Source organism: Methylobacterium sp. J-043, from assembly GCF_022829505.1.
Classification (GTDB): Bacteria; Pseudomonadota; Alphaproteobacteria; order Rhizobiales; family Beijerinckiaceae; genus Methylobacterium; species Methylobacterium extorquens_A.
The window spans coordinates 135,712-151,732 of the sequence record NZ_JAKSYB010000049.1; the positions used below are offsets into that span (position 1 = coordinate 135,712).

General features: G+C 68.4%; 13 protein-coding genes and 1 riboswitch. Of the genes, 7 read left to right on the forward strand and 6 right to left on the reverse strand.

The window, feature by feature from the left end; translation table 11 throughout:
• Positions 1-11: 11 nt before the first annotated feature.
• The 4 genes from ureC (at position 12) to urtA (ending at position 4,686) form a co-directional block, all read left to right on the forward strand.
• Positions 12-1,724, forward strand: a complete 1,713-nt coding sequence (ureC, locus tag MKK50_RS13805; protein ID WP_499023043.1) for an urease subunit alpha — start codon at positions 12-14, stop codon at positions 1,722-1,724.
• Positions 1,721-2,371: an urease accessory protein UreG gene (gene ureG / locus MKK50_RS13810; RefSeq protein WP_499023045.1), complete on the forward strand. Its 651-nt coding sequence runs from the start codon at positions 1,721-1,723 to the stop codon at positions 2,369-2,371. Before ureC ends, ureG begins: the two co-directional genes overlap by 4 nt.
• Complete coding sequence (locus tag MKK50_RS13815) at positions 2,371-3,255, forward strand: urease accessory protein UreD (protein ID WP_499023047.1); 885 nt, start codon at positions 2,371-2,373, stop codon at positions 3,253-3,255. Before ureG ends, MKK50_RS13815 begins: the two co-directional genes overlap by 1 nt.
• A 189-nt stretch (positions 3,256-3,444) precedes the next feature.
• The gene (urtA, locus tag MKK50_RS13820; protein WP_499023049.1) at positions 3,445-4,686 is read left to right on the forward strand and encodes an urea ABC transporter substrate-binding protein; all 1,242 of its coding nucleotides are present in this window, start codon (positions 3,445-3,447) and stop codon (positions 4,684-4,686) included.
• Between the two features lie 16 nt (positions 4,687-4,702).
• Here the strand turns inward: urtA and MKK50_RS13825 are convergent, their stop codons facing one another.
• Both MKK50_RS13825 and MKK50_RS13830 read right to left on the reverse strand, forming a co-directional pair.
• Positions 4,703-5,875, reverse strand: coding sequence for an acetyltransferase domain-containing protein (locus MKK50_RS13825; RefSeq protein ID WP_499023052.1), 1,173 nt, complete (start codon positions 5,873-5,875; stop codon positions 4,703-4,705).
• Positions 5,875-8,022, reverse strand: a complete 2,148-nt coding sequence (locus tag MKK50_RS13830; protein WP_499023189.1) for a TonB-dependent siderophore receptor — start codon at positions 8,020-8,022, stop codon at positions 5,875-5,877. Before MKK50_RS13830 ends, MKK50_RS13825 begins: the two co-directional genes overlap by 1 nt.
• A 161-nt stretch (positions 8,023-8,183) precedes the next feature.
• Positions 8,184-8,392: riboswitch (cobalamin riboswitch) on the reverse strand.
• A gap of 444 nt (positions 8,393-8,836) precedes the next feature.
• Between MKK50_RS13830 and MKK50_RS13835 the strand changes: the two genes are divergently transcribed.
• Positions 8,837-10,012 carry a DUF2778 domain-containing protein gene (locus MKK50_RS13835; protein ID WP_499023053.1) on the forward strand — a complete coding sequence of 392 codons (1,176 nt, stop codon included), beginning with the start codon at positions 8,837-8,839 and terminating at the stop codon, positions 10,010-10,012.
• A 137-nt stretch (positions 10,013-10,149) separates the two neighbouring features.
• On the opposite strand, the gene MKK50_RS13840 is transcribed toward MKK50_RS13835, so the two are convergent.
• The gene (locus MKK50_RS13840; protein ID WP_499023056.1) at positions 10,150-10,533 is read right to left on the reverse strand and encodes a YybH family protein; all 384 of its coding nucleotides are present in this window, start codon (positions 10,531-10,533) and stop codon (positions 10,150-10,152) included.
• A 17-nt stretch (positions 10,534-10,550) separates the two neighbouring features.
• A complete protein-coding gene (locus tag MKK50_RS13845; RefSeq protein ID WP_499023058.1) occupies positions 10,551-10,994 on the reverse strand; it encodes an OsmC family protein in 444 nt (147 codons plus the stop codon).
• A gap of 265 nt (positions 10,995-11,259) precedes the next feature.
• On the opposite strand from MKK50_RS13845, the gene MKK50_RS13850 reads away from it, so the two are divergent.
• A complete protein-coding gene (locus tag MKK50_RS13850; RefSeq protein WP_056197308.1) occupies positions 11,260-11,709 on the forward strand; it encodes a PAS domain-containing protein in 450 nt (149 codons plus the stop codon).
• A 99-nt stretch (positions 11,710-11,808) separates the two neighbouring features.
• Complete coding sequence (gene frc / locus MKK50_RS13855) at positions 11,809-13,059, forward strand: formyl-CoA transferase (protein ID WP_253373846.1); 1,251 nt, start codon at positions 11,809-11,811, stop codon at positions 13,057-13,059.
• Between the two features lie 192 nt (positions 13,060-13,251).
• Here frc and MKK50_RS13860 read toward each other — a convergent pair whose 3' ends face one another.
• Together MKK50_RS13860 and oxc are read right to left on the reverse strand one after the other, a co-directional pair.
• On the reverse strand, positions 13,252-13,971 hold the full coding sequence (locus MKK50_RS13860) for an alpha/beta hydrolase (RefSeq protein ID WP_499023062.1): 720 nt from the start codon (positions 13,969-13,971) through the stop codon (positions 13,252-13,254).
• A 290-nt stretch (positions 13,972-14,261) separates the two neighbouring features.
• A complete protein-coding gene (gene oxc, locus MKK50_RS13865; protein WP_253373844.1) occupies positions 14,262-16,019 on the reverse strand; it encodes an oxalyl-CoA decarboxylase in 1,758 nt (585 codons plus the stop codon).
• Positions 16,020-16,021: the final 2 nt, after the last annotated feature.

The following is a 16,021-nucleotide window of genomic DNA, read 5'->3' on the forward strand; positions in this document are numbered from 1 at the left end:
AGAGACGCGAGATGGTGACGATCCCAAGGCGCGACTACGCCGCCCTCTACGGCCCCACCACCGGCGACGGCGTGCGGCTCGCCGACACCTCCCTCGTGGCCGTCGTCGAGCACGACCATGCAGTCTATGGCGACGAGTGCCTGCACGGCGGCGGCAAGACGCTGCGCGACGGCATCGGCATGGCGCCGGGCATCACGGCGGCGCAGGGCGCCCTCGATTTCCTGCTCTGCAACGTCCTCGTGATCGATCCGGTGATCGGCATCGTGAAGGGCGATCTCGGCATCAAGGACGGGCGCATCGTGGGCTTAGGCAAGGCCGGCAACCCGGCGATCATGGACGGCGTCGATCCGCGCCTGATCGTGTCGGCCGGCACCACGGTGCGCGACTGCGAGGGGCTGATCGCGACGCCCGGCGCCATCGACGTCCACGTCCATTTCGATTCCGCGGGCCTGCCCGACCACGCCATCGCCTCGGGCATCACCACGCTGCTCGGCGGCTCGCTCGGACCGATCACGGTGGGCATCGATTCCGGTGGGCCGTTCAACACCGGCAAGATGCTCCAGGCGGCGGAAGCTTGGCCGGTCAATTTCGGGTTTCTGGGCCGGGGCAACACCCACAAGCCGGCGGCCTTGAAGGAACAGCTTGAGACCGGCGTGCTCGGCCTGAAGATCCACGAGGATTGGGGGGCGATGCCGGCGGCGATCGATGCCTGCCTCGGCTTTGCCGACGAGTACGACTTCCAAGTCCAGCTCCACACCGACACGCTCAACGAATCCGGTTTCGTGGAGGACACGCTGGCGGCGATCGGCGGGCGGACTATCCACATGTACCACACGGAGGGTGCGGGCGGCGGGCACGCGCCGGACATCATCCGCGTGGCGGGGCTGCCCCACTGCCTGCCCTCCTCGACGAACCCGACCAATCCCTACACGGTCAACACGTTCGACGAGCACCTCGACATGACGATGGTGTGCCATCACCTCAACCCGGCGCTCCCCGAGGATGTGGCCTTCGCCGAGAGCCGCATCCGCGCACAGACCATCGCGGCCGAGGACGTGCTGCACGATATCGGCGCGATCTCGATGCTCGGCTCCGACAGCCAGGGCATGGGCCGCATCCACGAGGTGATCTGCCGGACATGGCAGCTCGCCTCCAAGATGAAGGACCAGCGCGGAAGCCTGCCCGAGGAGCGGCCGGGCTTCGGCGACAACGCCCGGATCAAGCGCTACATCGCGAAATACACCATCAATGCCGCGCGCACCTTCGGCATCGACGCACATATCGGCTCGCTGGAGCCCGGCAAGATGGCCGACATCGTGATCTGGCGCCCGGCCTTCTTCGGCATCAAGCCGGAACTCGTGATCAAGGGCGGCTTCATCGCCTGGGGCGCCATGGGCGATTCCGCGGCCTCGCTGATGACCTGCGAGCCGATGCTGATGCGCCCGCAATGGGGCGCCTTCGGGCTCGCGAAGCAGGGCCTGTCCGCCTGCTTCGTCCACCCGCTCGCCATCGAAGGCGGCCTTCGCGAGAGCCTGGGCCTTCGAAAGAGCCTGCTGCCGGCCCGCGGCACCCGCCGGCTCACCAAGGCCGACATGCTGTGGAACGACACCTGCCCGGAGATCCGGGTCGATCCGCAGACCTTCGAGGTCTTCGTCGATGGGGAACTCGCCACCTGCGAGCCCGCGACCGTCCTGCCGCTCGCCCAACGCTACATGCTGCGATGACCGTGTCCGCTCTCCCCTCCCCCACCCTCTCCGAGCCCGTCACCGCCGCCCGCATCGGGATCGGTGGCCCGGTCGGCTCCGGCAAGACCGCGCTGATCGAGCGGCTGATCCCGGCGCTCCAGGCCCGCGGCGTCGATCTTGCCGTCGTTACCAACGACCTCGTCACCAAGGAGGATGCCGAGCGCCTGCGCCGCTCCGGGCTGATCGATCCGGCCCGGGTCGAGGCGGTGGAGGCCGGCGCCTGCCCGCACACCGTCATCCGCGAGGATCCGACGCTCAACATCGCCGCCGGCGACGATCTGGAGGCGAAGTTTCCGGGGCTTCAGCTCCTGATCTTCGAATCGGGGGGCGACAACCTCGCCTCGACCTTCTCCCTCGATCTGGTCGATTGGTGGATCTTCGTGATCGACGTGGCGGGCGGCGACGACATTCCGCGCAAGCGCGGCCCGGGCGTGCTGCGCTGCGACCTTCTGGTCGTCAACAAGACCGATCTTGCGCCCCATGTCGGCGTCGATCTGCCCGGCATGCTGGCCGAGGCCGCACGGGTGCGGGGCGACAAGCCTGTGGCCGCCACCAACGCGCGCTCCGGCGAGGGTGTGGAGGCGGTGGCCGACGCGATCTGCCGCGCCGTGCTGTTCGCGTCCTGATGGCCCTGTCGCTGGACGATCTTCCCAAAAAACCCGCCCCGGCCGAGGCGGCCTCCGCACCGGTCGGGCGCCGCGTGCAAGCCTCCCTCGTCTTCGCTCGCGGCGGGGGCACCACCGTGCTGTCGCGGCAAGCCGTGCCCTACCCGTTCCACATCACCCGCGCCTTCCGGATGCATCCGGAAAGCCCCGACCTCGCGACGCTCTACCTGCAATCGGCCTCGGGCGGCCTCTACGCCGCCGATCACCTCACCCTGGCGATCGAGGCAAGGCCCGGAGCGCGGGCGCATGTCACGACCCAGGCCGGCACGGTCGTGCATCGCGGCGGGCCCGAACCGTCGCGCCAGGAGACGCGGCTCACCATCGCCGCGGATGCCTTCCTCGCGCTCAATCCCGATCCGCTCATCCTGTTTCCGGAAGCGCATCTCGCCGTCTCCACCGAGATCACCGCCGAGCCCGGCGCCCGCGCCATCGTCACCGAGAGCGTCGCCTGTCACGACCCCGCGGGCGAGGGCCGGCCATTCGACCGGCTCGACCTCGGGCTGACGATCCGTACCCCTGAGGGACGCACCCTGGTGCGGGAGCGCAGCCGCATCGACGGGCCGGCGTTCACGGCACCGGACTCGCCGATGGGGCTTCAACGCGCTTACGGCACCATGGTCGTGCTCGGCGCGCCCGACGACGCGCGCCTGGCCGGCCTCCGCCTGAGGCAGGCGGCCGACGCAGTCGGCTGCCTGACCGGCGTGAGCCCGCTGCCCAACGGCGCGGGACTCGGCCTGCGCCTGCTCGCCCCGGACGGCGGTGCGCTGTCGGCGGGCATGGATGCGGTGTTCCGGATCGTGTTCGAGGTCTTGAGCGGATGCGTACCCGGCCGGCGCCGGAAGTAGAGATCATCCCGAAACGACCAGTCGGGCGGCACATCGCGAGAAATATGGGCAGGCCGCCCAGCAATTCCCCTTGATGCTCGCCGGTTTCCTGAGAAGAAATACAAGCGGGGGCATCGGCCTCGTCTGGCGGCCTCATGGCCTTCATTCGGGCCGATCGGCTGGATGACGTTCGAAGGATTTCGAAGAGACATGCGCTCGCGTGACCGAAACGACGCCCACTTCCATCTCCGCCGCCGGCTTCTCCTCGGCCTTGCCGCCTCCCCGCTGCTGAGTGCCCTGCCCGGACGCGCGCTCGCGCAGGCCGGCGCGGGCGCGCTCGCCGTCACCGACAAGGAGGTGACTGTCGGCATCCTGCACTCGATCAGCGGCACCATGGCGATGTCCGAGACCGGGGCGACCCAGGGCGAGAGGCTTGCCATCGAACAGATCAATGCGAGCGGCGGCATCCTCGGCCGCCAGGTCAAGGTGATCCAAGAGGACGGCGCCTCCGATTGGCCGACCTTCGCCGAGAAGGCGCGCAAGCTCGTCGTCAACGACCATTGCGCGGCGGTGTTCGGCTGCGTGACCTCGGCCTCACGCAAGGCCGTGCTGCCGGTCTTCGAGCAATATAACGGCCTCCTGTACTACCCGACCTATTACGAGGGCCTGGAGCAATCCAAGAACGTCATCTACACCGGCCAGGAGGCGACCCAGCAGACGCTCGCCGCCCTCGATTGGGTGACGAAGGAGAAGGGCGCCAAATCCTTCTTCATGGTCGGTTCGGACTATATCTGGCCGCGCACCACCAACAAGATCGCCACCAGGCACATCACCAATGTGACCAAGGGCACCATCGTCGGCGAGGAATACTTCCCCCTCGGCCACACGCAGTTCAATTCGGTCATCAACAAGATCAAGCTCAAGAAGCCGGACGTGATCTTCGCCACCATCGTCGGCGGCTCGAACGTGGCGTTCTACAAGCAGATCAAGGCTGCCGGCATCGACCTCAAGAAGCAGACGCTGGTCACGGTCTCCGTCACCGAGGACGACGTCGATGGCATCGGCGGCGAGAACATCGCCGACGCCTATTCCTGCATGAAGTACTTCCAGTCGCTCAAGAACCCGGCCAACGAGGCTTTCGTCGCCGCCTTCAAGAAGCGCTGGGGCGACAAGACCGTCATCGGCGACGTGACCCAGGCGGCCTATCTCAGCCCGTTCCTGTGGAAGATGGCGGTCGAGAAGGCCGGCACCTTCGAGGTCGACAAGGTGATCGCCGCCTCACCCGGCATCGAGATGAAGGATGCGCCGGAGGGCTCCGTGAAGATCCACGAGAACCATCACCTCTGGGCCAGAACCCGCGTCGCCAAGGCCCTGCCAAGCGGCCAGTTCGACGTGGTCTACGAGAGCCCCGATCTGATCGAGCCGAACCCGTTCCCGAAGGGGTATCAGTAGGACGAGGCGGGCGGGGTCAGAGGTAACTCAAACCCCGCCACCGGCTGTGCCGCTTCAGCCGCACTATCCAGCGGCAGGCCGGGTAGAGAGCTAGCGCGAGCGCCGCCGTGATCAGCCAGATCTGCCAGGGCGCGCCGGCCTCGACCCGGCCCGAGGACCCGACAAGCCCGAGGGCGGCGAGGCCGTCGTGGATCCCGCGAAGGGCCCACAAGTGCAGCAGGTAAAAGAACAGGGGCGCCCCGCCAAAGACGGTCAGCCAGCGTAGACGCGGTTCCGGCAGGCACTCGAACAGCGCGAGCAGCAGCAGGCCGAGGCCGAGGGTCGCGAGCAGGAAGTCGGCCGAGGGTGGATATTTGGTGAGGTTGATGAAGGACAGGGCATCCGCGCCCCAATCCTTGCCCGCCTGCCAGGAATGTGGATCACCGTAACCGTTGAGACCGCGCAGGACGAGAAAAGCGGCGAGGCTCGCGAGCCCGAGGGCGACGAGGCATCGGCGGCGGATGGCCGGATCGGAACCGGGCGCATAGAGCGGCCCCAGCGCGTAGCCCGCGGTGATGACGCCGATCCAGGGCAGCACCGGGTAGGAGGTGCGCGCCGCGCCCCAGGGCAGCGGGATCATCCCGCGTTGGTGCAGCACCGCCCACAGCGCGTAGCCCGGCTGATCGGGCGCGAGCACGATTCCGTCGAGCGCGTTGTGCCCGAGCATGATCGCCAGGGCCACGCCGATCAGTGCCGGGCGTGGCAGCCAGAGCAGGGCGGCGAGCGCCAGCATGCTGAGCCCGATCGCCCAGATCACCTGCAGGTAGAGGATCGGCGGCAGCAGGGTACGGGTCCAGGCGAGGTTCACGAGCGTCACTTCGAGGACGATCAGGAACAGCCCGCGCTTGACGAGGAAGGCCGAGGTCGCCGCTCGGCTGCCGTGCTTCTGCCCGTAAAGGCTCGCCGAAAGCCCCGTCAGCAGCAGGAAGACCGGCGCGCAGAGATGCGAGGCGGCCCGCGTCAGGAACAGGCCCGGCGGCGTGGCCGCGAGGTTCACCGGGTCGCTCACCTGGGCGTGCAAGAAGAAGAACTCGCGCACGTGATCGACCAGCATCAGCAGCATCACGAGCCCGCGCAGGGCATCGATGGCGCCGATCCGGCTGCGCGGAACCATAGCCTCCGGTGCCGCGGCCTCCTGCCGAGCCGGCATCAGAACCGCACCGTCATCGTTCCGGTGAAGCGCCGGGGCGCGCCGGGATAGACCCGGAAGCGGTTTAGGGAACTCTCGTAATACTCGGTGTCGAACACGTTCTCGATGTTCAACCCGAAGCGGAAATTCTCGTAGCGGTAATAGGCGAGCGCATCGACCGCGATGTAGGCCGGCAGGGAGAAGCTGTTGACGGCGTCCGCCGCCCGCTCGCCGACGCCGCGCACGCCGCCGCCGAGCCCGAGCCCCTTCCACGGGCCGGCCTGCACCTCGTGGACCGCGAGCAGGCTGCCCGAATGGCGCGGGACGTTGATGAGCGGCGTGCCGACCCGCAGGGTCGGATCTTCGGTGACCACGGCCTCCGCGTAGACGTAGCCCGCCAGCAGCTTGATCTCCGGCGTGATCTGGCCGGCAGCAGTCAGCTCGAAGCCCTGGCTGCGCACTCCACCGACCGCCACGGAGAAGCCGCTGCCGTTGGCTTCCGGCGTCAGCACGTTCTCCCGGTCGATCCGGAAGGCCGTGCCGGTGAGCGCCAGAGCACCGCCATAGAGGTCGAGCTTGGCCCCGACCTCGTAGCCGATGCCGGTCTCCGGCGCGAACGGCCCGGAGGCGGCGACGGCGGCGGCATCGGGACCGATATTGGGCCGGAAGCTCGTGCCGACATTGGCGTAGAGGGAGAGTTCGGGCAGCGGCTGGTAGACGAGGCCGGCCCGCGGGGTTGCCGCGAAATAGGTCTGATCGACCTGGGAGCGCGGAATGCGCTCGCGGAACGACTGCTCGAAGAAGTCGAAGCGTACGCCGAGCAGCGCCTTCCATTCGGGCGTGAGGACGATCTGGTCCTGCGCGTAGAGGGCGGTGTTGGTGATCCGTTCGAGGTTGTTGCGTGGGATGGTGATCGGCGGCAGCGGCTGGCCGTAGCGCGGATCGTAGATGTCGATGGCGTAGGGGCTCGTGCGGAAGTTCGAGCGCAGGTAGAGCACGCGGCTATCGGTGCTCTCGCGCTCGAAGCCGAGCAGCATGGTGTGGCCGATGCCGGCGGTGTCGAAGCGCCCGACCACCTCGGCTTGGCCGATCGCCGTATCCCAGCGGTAATCGCGCACGTTGCGGTCGCGCGAGACGGTTCGGTTGTCGGCCGCGATCGCGCGGATCTCGGCGGATTCGCCCTCCAGCGTGCCGGTGTTGAAGTGGGTGGCGAGCCGCATCTGCCAATCGGCGTTGAAGCGGTGATCGACGCGGACCTGCATCGTGTTGTTGGTCTGATAGGTGCTCTGGCCCGGCTCGCCGAGGAACCGCGAGATCGGCAAGAGCCCGAGCCGCCCGTTGAGGGCGATGACGCCGCGGTCGAACACGATGCGGTTGCGCAGGAATTCGGTCTCGACGGTGATCCGCGTGTCCGGGGTGATCTGCCAGCTCAGGACGGGCGCGACGAGCAGCCGGTCGCTGTCGACGAAATCGCGGAAGCTGCCCTGGCGGCCGGCGGCGAGGTTGAAGCGGTAGGCGAGCGTGCCCTCCTCGTTGAGCGCGCCGCCGGTATCGACCGTGCCGCGGAACTGCCCGAACGAGTCCCACAACCCGCCCATCTCGACGAAGCGCTCGACGGTCGGCTGCTTGGTGATGATGTTGACAAGCCCGCCCGGATCGCTGCGCCCGAACAGCCCGCCGCCGGGGCCTTTGAGCACCTCGACGCGCTCGACGTTCTGCGCGTCGGGCGGGGGCGGCGTGCCGCGGTTGAGCGGAAAGCCGTTCTTGTAGATCTCAGAGGTTGTGACGCCGCGGATGGCGTAGCTGAACACCGACAGGCCGCCGAAATTGTTCTGTTGCGCCACGCCCGGCGTATAGTTGAAGACCCGATCGACACGGGTGGCGGCGAGATCCGTGATGACCTCGCGCGGGGCGACCGTGACGATCTGGGGCACGTCGCGCTGGGGCGTATCGGTCTTGGTGCTGCTCACCGCGCGGTCGGCGCGGTAGCCCGGCGTCGGCCCGATCAGGCCGATCGTGCCGGCCGCTGCCGTCCGCCCATCGGGCGCGCCGTTGCCGACGCCCCGGCTCCGGCTTTCGCCTTCGACCGCAAGCTCCTCCAGGGTGACCGATTCCTGCGCCCGCGCCTCCGGGCCGGTCAGGCCGGCGCAGAGCAGCGCGGCGAGCATCCAATGCGGGCGCCGGATCGGGACGTCGATGGCGTTGAGGCTCGTCCGAACTGTCACAAGGCGCGCTCTGGCTGTTCGGACGCGCGCCCGAGCGGGTGCCCGCCGGGAGCGCAGGGAACGCTCCCACCGATCAGGCACGCCGCCGGAGCACCCCGCCCGGGGGACATCGTCGCGCCAAGGCAGGTCTCCTGGCTCACGGGTCAGCGCCCCCATCTCGGCCTTCCCGGTGCAGGACACCAGTGACCGTCGGCGACGGAGGCTCGCCGCTCACAGTTGCGGGGGCAGCTTCGGCCTCGCCCGGACGGGCTTACCGAATTCCCTCTTAGCCCTCGGACATGCATCCGGGGGAACCTTGGCCGCAGCAACTTCGCTGCGATGCGGCGCAGGGTCAACATGCCGAACAATGAAATGTAACAACATCACACAGCCTGTGGCCCGCAAAGCACAAGGGTTCAGCAGCAAGTCGCGTGGCGGCTGCGCTTTCTTCATCGGCTCGAACGCGAGGACACGAGCCGATGGCGACGGTCCGATCGGCCTCGTCGTCGGCTGCCGACCGCGACGCAGCGATGGGTCGAGAGGCCGGCCCCTCACCGCCTCGTGGCGCGCAGCAGCCATCGGGAAGATGCATCGAACGATTTTCGAAGGACGGGAGCGAGCTTTAGGCAAGATTAACCAAGATCCCGTTCAATGACGAAGGCTTAAGGTTGATCCTTCCCTAATCGGCGAAGCCATCTCGTTTGTCATTCTGGCACAGATAGGCCGGGAATGACGGCGCGAGGCCGTGTGGGATCCGCGTTGTCGAGTACCGCCCGCAATGGACATCGCCGAGCTCGTCCAGAGTCGCTCCGCCCGGCCCGTCATCCGCCGTCGGCGGCGCCCGCCTGTCGCGGCGCTCGCGTTGACCGCCCTCGGCGGTCTCGCGGTCGCCGGGATGCTGCAACCGCAGGATCGGGCCGCGCCTGCCCCCGTGGAAACCGCGCAGGTCTCGGGCGAGACCGAAGGGGCGGAGATCGTGCAGGCTGCGCCCGGCGCGCTGGCCTGGATGCTCGATCCCACCCCCGTTCTCGACACCGCGTCCCGCGGGTTTGTCCCGCGGACCCCGCAGGCTTCCGCCTTCCGGGCGCCGCCCGTGTCGGAGCCTTCCGTGCCGGAGCCGGCCACGACCCTGGCTGCCCTCGCCGCGGACCAGGCCGCCGACGCCGCGCCTGCGGTCACACCGCGCCCGGCTGCGCCGACGGCCCGCCTCGCCCTCACGGTGCCGCTGCCGGTGCGGCGGCCCGACGAATTCCGCTACGAGCCGCGCACGCAGACCGCTCGGGCGGCGACGCCTCGGATCGCCGCGGCGTCCGCGGCGCGCGCCTCCACCGAGCCGACCCGCAGCGTGTTCAGCGCCGCCGTCACCGACAACCGCAACTTCCTCGAGAAGATGTTCGATCTGCCGGGCTCGGCGCCCGCGCCTGCCTCGGACAAGGCGATGGCCTATGCCGGACTCGACAGCGGTGCGGTCGATTCGGCCGCGCGGCGGCGCGTCGTGCCCGGCCCGGTCTCCGAGCCGGGGGTCGCCGTCTACGACATCAGCGCCGCCACCGTAACGCTGCCGAGCGGCGAGGTTCTGGAGGCCCATTCCGGCCTCGGCGTCGCCCAGGACAACCCGGACCACGTCCATGTCCGGATGCGCGGCGCCACCCCGCCCGGCGTCTACGACCTGCGGGAGCGCGAGGCCCTGTTCCACGGGGTGCGGGCGATCCGCCTCAACCCGGTCGGCGGCTCGGCCGCCATCCACGGGCGCGACGGCATCCTCGCCCACACCTACATGCTGGGCCCAAGCGGCGCCTCGAACGGCTGCGTCGTATTCCGGAACTACACCCGCTTCCTTCAGGCGTATCTCAGTGGGCAGGTCCGGCGCCTGGTCGTGGTGCCCGGCACCGCCCCCGGCGTCTTCGCGGGCCGGCGCAACGCCACGCCGCGCCGCTCGGCCTCCGCGGACTAACGAGGCTTCCAAAAGGGATCATCCCTTTGGCGGGATACCGGGGCGGAGCCCCGGCTTCCTATCAACCAGGGCTCTGCCCTGGACCCGCGAAAGGACTCGTCCTTTCGAAACCTCTGACTTGGGGCTCGGTGAGCCCGTCAGCCCTTGGCGACGGGCTTGAGCTTGAGTTGGTCGATGGCCCAGCGCCACGTTCCGTCCAATTGCCGGCGGGCCGACTCGACCGAAAGCGCTCCGTTCGGCAGCCGCGCGAAGGTGAGCGCGAGGTCGCCGTTGCGAATTGCCGGCAGGGTCTCGGGTTCGGGAAAGTCCGACTTGCGCGCGAGCAGATCCGTGTAAAAGCGGCGGATCTCGTCGTGGCCGGTGGCCACGATGTCGCCCGCGGCCACCACGGCCTGCGGCTCGTACAGGGCGACCAGCCCCTCCGCATCGCCGGCATTGGCCCGGTCGTGGAAGAGCCGGGCCAGATCCTCCGGCTCGCGTGCCACCTCCATCTGCGTCACGTCCCGCTGCGTCTCGCTCATCGGTCGTTCCTCCCTGTCTATTTCAGGCGGTTGCCCTGCCCGTCGCGCACCGCGACCGCCACCGGAACACCGGTCTTGACGCTCTCGGACACGGTGCAGAACTGCTCGAACTGAGCGAGCACCCGGTCGAGCCGATCCATCGACTCGGCGGGCGCGCCGAGCGTGATATCGACCTCGATCCCGACGAGGCGCAGGCGGCCTTCCGCGTTGCGGGCCACGCGCCCGATCGCCTCGGCACTCACGCCGCCGCCCTCCTGCCGGTACTTGCCCAGCGCGAAGGCGAGGCTCGCGCAAAGGCAGTTGCTCACGGCGGCGATCAGCACCTGCTCCGGTGAGGGGCCGGTGCCGCCACCGATCGGTTCCGGCTCGTCCGTCAGCAACGGAACGAAGCTCTCACCGAAATCGATCTGGAAGGCATAGGCCTCGATCTGTCGGATCCGAATGCTGTGCTTGCCCGACATCCCGGCCTCCTCACCTGCCTATCAACCCGCCGCTGCGCGATCTCGTTCGAGCGCCGCAGTGTGCCTTGACCTGTCATTCGTATCTGGTATACCAAATGCCAGTAGCGAGCTACCGGAAAGAGCGCCCTTGATCCGGAAGGCCCGAGACCCGGGAAGCCAAGGAGGCAACGCCTGCCATGACCGAACGCGGCATCCTCGACAGACATCGCGGCTCTCTGCTCACGGCGCGGCCTCACGGCTAGCCGGCAGCGGAAGGGGGCAACGGATGGCCCAATCGCAGACCTTCGACACGTCCGGGCTCGTCGCGGCGATCGGCGACGCGGTGGTGATCTCCGATGCGGACGGGCGGATCGTCATCTGGAATCCGGCCGCGGAGCGGATCTTCGGCTTCTCGGAAGCCGAGGCGCTCGGGCAGAGCCTCGACCTCATCACCCCGGAGCGTCACCGCCGACGCCACTGGGATGGCTACGCCAAGACGATGCGCACGGGCGAGACCCGCTACGGCACGTCGCTGCTCAAGGTGCCGGCCCTGCACAAGGACGGGCGGGCCCTGTCCATCGCCTTCACCGTCGCGCTGTTGCACGGCGCGGCGGGCGAGGTCACCGGCATCGCCGCGGTCATCCGCGACGAGACCGAGCGCTTTCAGGAAGAGCGCTCCCTGCGCCGCCGCGTGGCGGAGCTGGAAGAGGCTTTGGGCACCCTCGTCTGCGCCTGAAGCGAGGCGCCTGAGCCATTCAGCAATATTACCGACGACAATATTGTTAGATTTTCCAACGACGACCCACAACGAAGTCGAAATAGGGAGAAAACCAAGATGACCCAGCCGCTCGACGGAATCAAAATCATCGATTTCACCCACGTCCAGGCGGGCCCGGCCTGCACCCAGCTTCTCGCGTGGTTCGGGGCGGACGTGATCAAGGTCGAACGTCCGGGCTCGGGCGACGTGACGCGCAACCAGCTTCGCCACGTCGAGGATGCGGATGCGCTCTACTTCACGATGCTCAACTCCAATAAGCGTTCGCTGACGCTGGACACCAAGAACCCGCAGGGCAAGGAAGTCCTGGAAAAGCTGATCCGCGAATCCGACGTGATGGTCGAAAATTTCGGCCCCGGCGCGCTCGACCGCATGGGCTTCACCTGGGCCCGCATCCAGGAGCTCAACCCGGGCATGATCCTCGCCTCGGTGAAGGGCTTCTCCGACGGGCACCATTACGAGGACCTGAAGGTCTACGAGAACGTGGCCCAGTGCGCGGGCGGCGCCGCCTCGACCACCGGCTTCTGGGACGGCCCGCCCACCGTGTCGGCCGCCGCGCTCGGCGACTCGAACACCGGCATGCATCTGGCCATCGGCATCCTCACGGCGCTGCACCAGAAGACCAAGACCGGCAAGGGCCAGAAGGTCGCCGTGTCGATGCAGGATTCGGTGATCAACCTCTGCCGCGTGAAGCTGCGCGACCAGCAGCGCCTCGACGCCATCGGCTACCTCGAGGAATACCCGCAATACCCGCACGGCGAGTTCACGGACGTAGTGCCGCGTGGCGGCAACGCGGGCGGCGGCGGCCAGCCGGGCTGGGTGCTCAAGTGCAAGGGCTGGCAGACCGACCCGAACGCCTACATCTACTTCACGATCCAGGGTCACGCCTGGGCCCCGATTTGCAAGGCGCTCGGCCGTGAGGAGTGGATCGACGATCCGGCCTACAACACGCCCCGCGCCCGCCAGGACAAGATCTTCGAGATCTTCGCCATCATCGAGGATTGGCTGGCCGACAAGACCAAGTTCGAGGCCGTCGATGTCCTGCGCAAGTTCGACATCCCCTGCTCGCCGGTGCTGTCGATGAAGGAGATCGCCGACGATCCGTCGCTGCGCGCCAGCGGCACCATCGTCGAGGTGCCGCACCCCAAGCTCGGCTCGTATCTGACCGTCGGCTCCCCGATCAAGTTCTCGGACCTGAAGGTCGACATCAAGGCTTCGCCGCTTCTGGGCGAGCACACCGACGAGGTCCTCGCGGGCCTCGGCTACTCGCCCGAGCAGATCGCCGCGATGCACGAGTCGCGCGCGGTCTGAGTGGGGCGCGGCGGCCCCGGTCTCGGGGCTGCCTGCACAGGATGGCCAGCCTCTTTCGGCCATGATCCTTCCGGGACGGAGCATCGTCCCGGAAGCGCATGACCGGGCGTGACGCCCGGGTTTCTTCCTCCTCCGATGACTTTCCCGGGCCGACTCCGTCGGTCCGGTTTTTCGTTGTCCGGCTTGCGTCGCCTAAACGAAGAAATCGCCCAGGAAGAAGTCCACGGCCTTGCTCACCACGTCCGAATTATAGGCGTGCGGGCCGTCGTACTCGATGTAGGTAAGGTCGTACCCCGCCGCCCGGAGCAGCCGGGCATGGTTGCGGGCGCTGCGGTCGATCGGGATCTGCTCGTCGCGGGTGCCGTGCGACAGGAAGACTTTCGGCGCGCCCGCCTGCACCTGCACCGACATGAACCCGGCGGACGACACGATCAGGTGGCTGACCCGGTCGCCGTTGGTGAGTCCGAGGGACAGCGCGTAGCTGCCGCCGTCGGAATGGCCAGCGAAGGCGAGATGGCCCGGATCGACCAGGAAACGGTCGGCCACCTCGGCCAGCGCCCGGTCGAGCCGCTCCCGGTCCGGCCCGTTGCCGGCGATCACGAGATCCCAGGTCGGGTGCAGCGATTGCGGCGCGAGCAGCAGGAAACCGCGCTTGTCCGCATGCGCCTCCAGCATCGGCAGGATCTTCTCGGCGCTGCCGCCGCCGCCGTGGAACAGCACGACCAGCGGTGTCGGCAGCCGCGGATCCACGTGCGCGGGCACGCGGAGCATCGCGTCGCGGGTCTCGAACAGGCCCAGCGCGTGGCGGCCCGGCGGCAGCGGCGGCTTGCCCGGCAGCCGCGGCAGGAAGGCGAGCCGGCCGGCCAGCCGGGGATCAAGGGCGACCGTTGGATCGAAGGCGGAGGAGGACATGGAAGATTCCTTTGATGGAACCCGACCCGAAACCCCTCATGCTGAGGTGCCCGCGGCAGCGGGCCTCGAAGCATACCGGAACCGATCAGGCGCCCTTGGCCGGGACGCTTCGGGCCCTCGTCCGTGCGTGCTTCGAGGCTCCGCTTCGCTCCGCACCTCGGCATGTGGAAGGTGGGTGATGGCCGGAGCCGTGGAACCGATCAGCAGCCCCGGCCGTGAAACGACGAAAGGACCGCGGCGCCTTTCGGCACCGCGGTCCGGCTCAGTCGCGGGAAGAGGCTAGAACGGCCTCAGGCCCCCTTCTTCTTCAGGGTGCTCTGCGGGTTGAGGCTGCCGATGTTGCCGCTTTCGCTGCCCGCGGCCGGGTCGATCTCCGCGTTGATGAGGGTCGGCTTGCCGGAATCCATCGCCGCGTCCACGGCCCGCTTCAGCTCGTCCGGCGTGGTGACGTTCACGCCGACGCCGCCGAAGGCCTCCATCATCTTGTCGTAGCGGGAGTTCTTGACGAAGACGGTGGTGCCGGGATCACGGCCGGTCGGGTCGGTGTCGGTACCGCGATAGATGCCGTTGTTGTTGAAGATCACGATGCAGACCGGCAGCGCGTAGCGGCAGATGGTTTCCACCTCCATGCCGGAGAAGCCGAAGGCCGAGTCGCCCTCCACCGCCAACACCGGCTTGCCGGTCTCGACGGCGGCCGCGACGGCGAAGCCCATGCCGATGCCCATCACGCCCCAGGTACCGACATCCAGGCGCTTGCGCGGCTGGTACATGTCGATGATGCCGCGGGCGAGATCGAGGGTGTTCGCGCCCTCGTTGACGAGGATCGCGTCGGGCCGCTCCTTGATGACGGTCCGCAAGGCGCCCAGCGCCGAGTGGAAGTCCATCGGCGCGGTGTTCTTCATCAGCTTCGGAGCCATCTTGGCGATGTTCGCCTCACGCTTGCTCCGCAGCGTCTCGAGCCAGCCGGCGGGGGCGCCCTTCCAGTCCTGACGGATACCCGCGAGCAGCGCCTCGACGCAGGAGCCGATGTCGCCGACCATGGGTGCTGCGATCTCGACGTTCGAGTCCATCTCGCGCGGCTCGATGTCGATCTGGATGAAGCGCTTCGAGCCGGGTTCGCCCCAAGTCTTGCCCTTGCCGTGGGAGAGCAGCCAGTTCAGACGGGCGCCGATCAGCACCACCACGTCGGAATCCTTGAGCGCGGTGGAGCGCGCCGCGCCGGCCGAGAGCGGGTGGGTGTCGGGCAGGAGGCCCTTGGCCATGCTCATCGGCACGTAGGGAATGCCGCTCTCCTCGACGAGCGCGCGCACCGCCTCGTCGGCCTGGGCGTAGGCCGCGCCCTTGCCGAGGATGATGAGCGGACGCTCGGCCGACTTCAGCAGATCCAGCGCCCGGGCGACGGAGGCCGGGGCCGGAAGCTGGGCGGGAGCCGCATCGATTACCTTCACCAGCGACTTTGCGCCGAGCGCGCCGTCGATGACCTGCGAGAACAGCTTGGCGGGCAGATCGAGATAGACGCCGCCGGGCCGGCCGGAGACCGCCGCGCGGATGGCGCGCGCCACGCCGATGCCGATATCGGCGGCGTGCAGAACGCGGAAGGCGGCCTTGCACAGCGGCTTGGCGATGGCGAGTTGGTCCATCTCCTCGTAATCGCCCTGCTGCAGATCGACGATCTCGCGCTCGGAGGAGCCGGAGATCAGGATCATCGGGAAGCAGTTGGTGGTGGCGTTGGCCAGCGCGGTCAGGCCGTTGAGGAAGCCCGGCGCGGAGACGGTGAGGCAGATGCCCGGCTTCTTGGTGAGGAAGCCGGCGATCGCGGCGGCGTTGCCCGCGTTCTGCTCGTGGCGGAAGGAGATGACGCGCAGGCCCTCGGCCTGGGCGAGCCGGCCGAGATCGGTGATCGGGATGCCGGGCACGTTGTAGATCGTCTCGATGCCGTTGAGCTTGAGCGCGTCGATGACGAGGTGGAAGCCGTCCGTCAGGGCGGGCTCCTCGTGGGGCACGGCGCCCGCGGTGATCGCGTCGATGTTCTGGGCCTGGACGGTCATGC

Excerpts from the sequence above, each read along its gene's own strand:
- ureC (WP_499023043.1), top strand. The coding sequence starts at position 12 with ATGGTGACGATCCCAAGGCGCGACTACGCCGCCCTCTACGGCCCCACC.
- ureG (WP_499023045.1), top strand. The coding sequence starts at position 1,721 with ATGACCGTGTCCGCTCTCCCCTCCCCCACCCTCTCCGAGCCCGTCACC.
- MKK50_RS13815 (WP_499023047.1), top strand. The coding sequence starts at position 2,371 with ATGGCCCTGTCGCTGGACGATCTTCCCAAAAAACCCGCCCCGGCCGAG.
- urtA (WP_499023049.1), top strand. The coding sequence starts at position 3,445 with ATGCGCTCGCGTGACCGAAACGACGCCCACTTCCATCTCCGCCGCCGG.
- MKK50_RS13825 (WP_499023052.1), bottom strand. The coding sequence starts at position 5,875 with ATGCCGGCTCGGCAGGAGGCCGCGGCACCGGAGGCTATGGTTCCGCGC.
- MKK50_RS13830 (WP_499023189.1), bottom strand. The coding sequence starts at position 8,022 with ATGCTCGCCGCGCTGCTCTGCGCCGGCCTGACCGGCCCGGAGGCGCGG.
- MKK50_RS13835 (WP_499023053.1), top strand. The coding sequence starts at position 8,837 with ATGGACATCGCCGAGCTCGTCCAGAGTCGCTCCGCCCGGCCCGTCATC.
- MKK50_RS13840 (WP_499023056.1), bottom strand. The coding sequence starts at position 10,533 with ATGAGCGAGACGCAGCGGGACGTGACGCAGATGGAGGTGGCACGCGAG.
- MKK50_RS13845 (WP_499023058.1), bottom strand. The coding sequence starts at position 10,994 with ATGTCGGGCAAGCACAGCATTCGGATCCGACAGATCGAGGCCTATGCC.
- MKK50_RS13850 (WP_056197308.1), top strand. The coding sequence starts at position 11,260 with ATGGCCCAATCGCAGACCTTCGACACGTCCGGGCTCGTCGCGGCGATC.
- frc (WP_253373846.1), top strand. The coding sequence starts at position 11,809 with ATGACCCAGCCGCTCGACGGAATCAAAATCATCGATTTCACCCACGTC.
- MKK50_RS13860 (WP_499023062.1), bottom strand. The coding sequence starts at position 13,971 with ATGTCCTCCTCCGCCTTCGATCCAACGGTCGCCCTTGATCCCCGGCTG.
- oxc (WP_253373844.1), bottom strand. The coding sequence starts at position 16,019 with ATGACCGTCCAGGCCCAGAACATCGACGCGATCACCGCGGGCGCCGTG.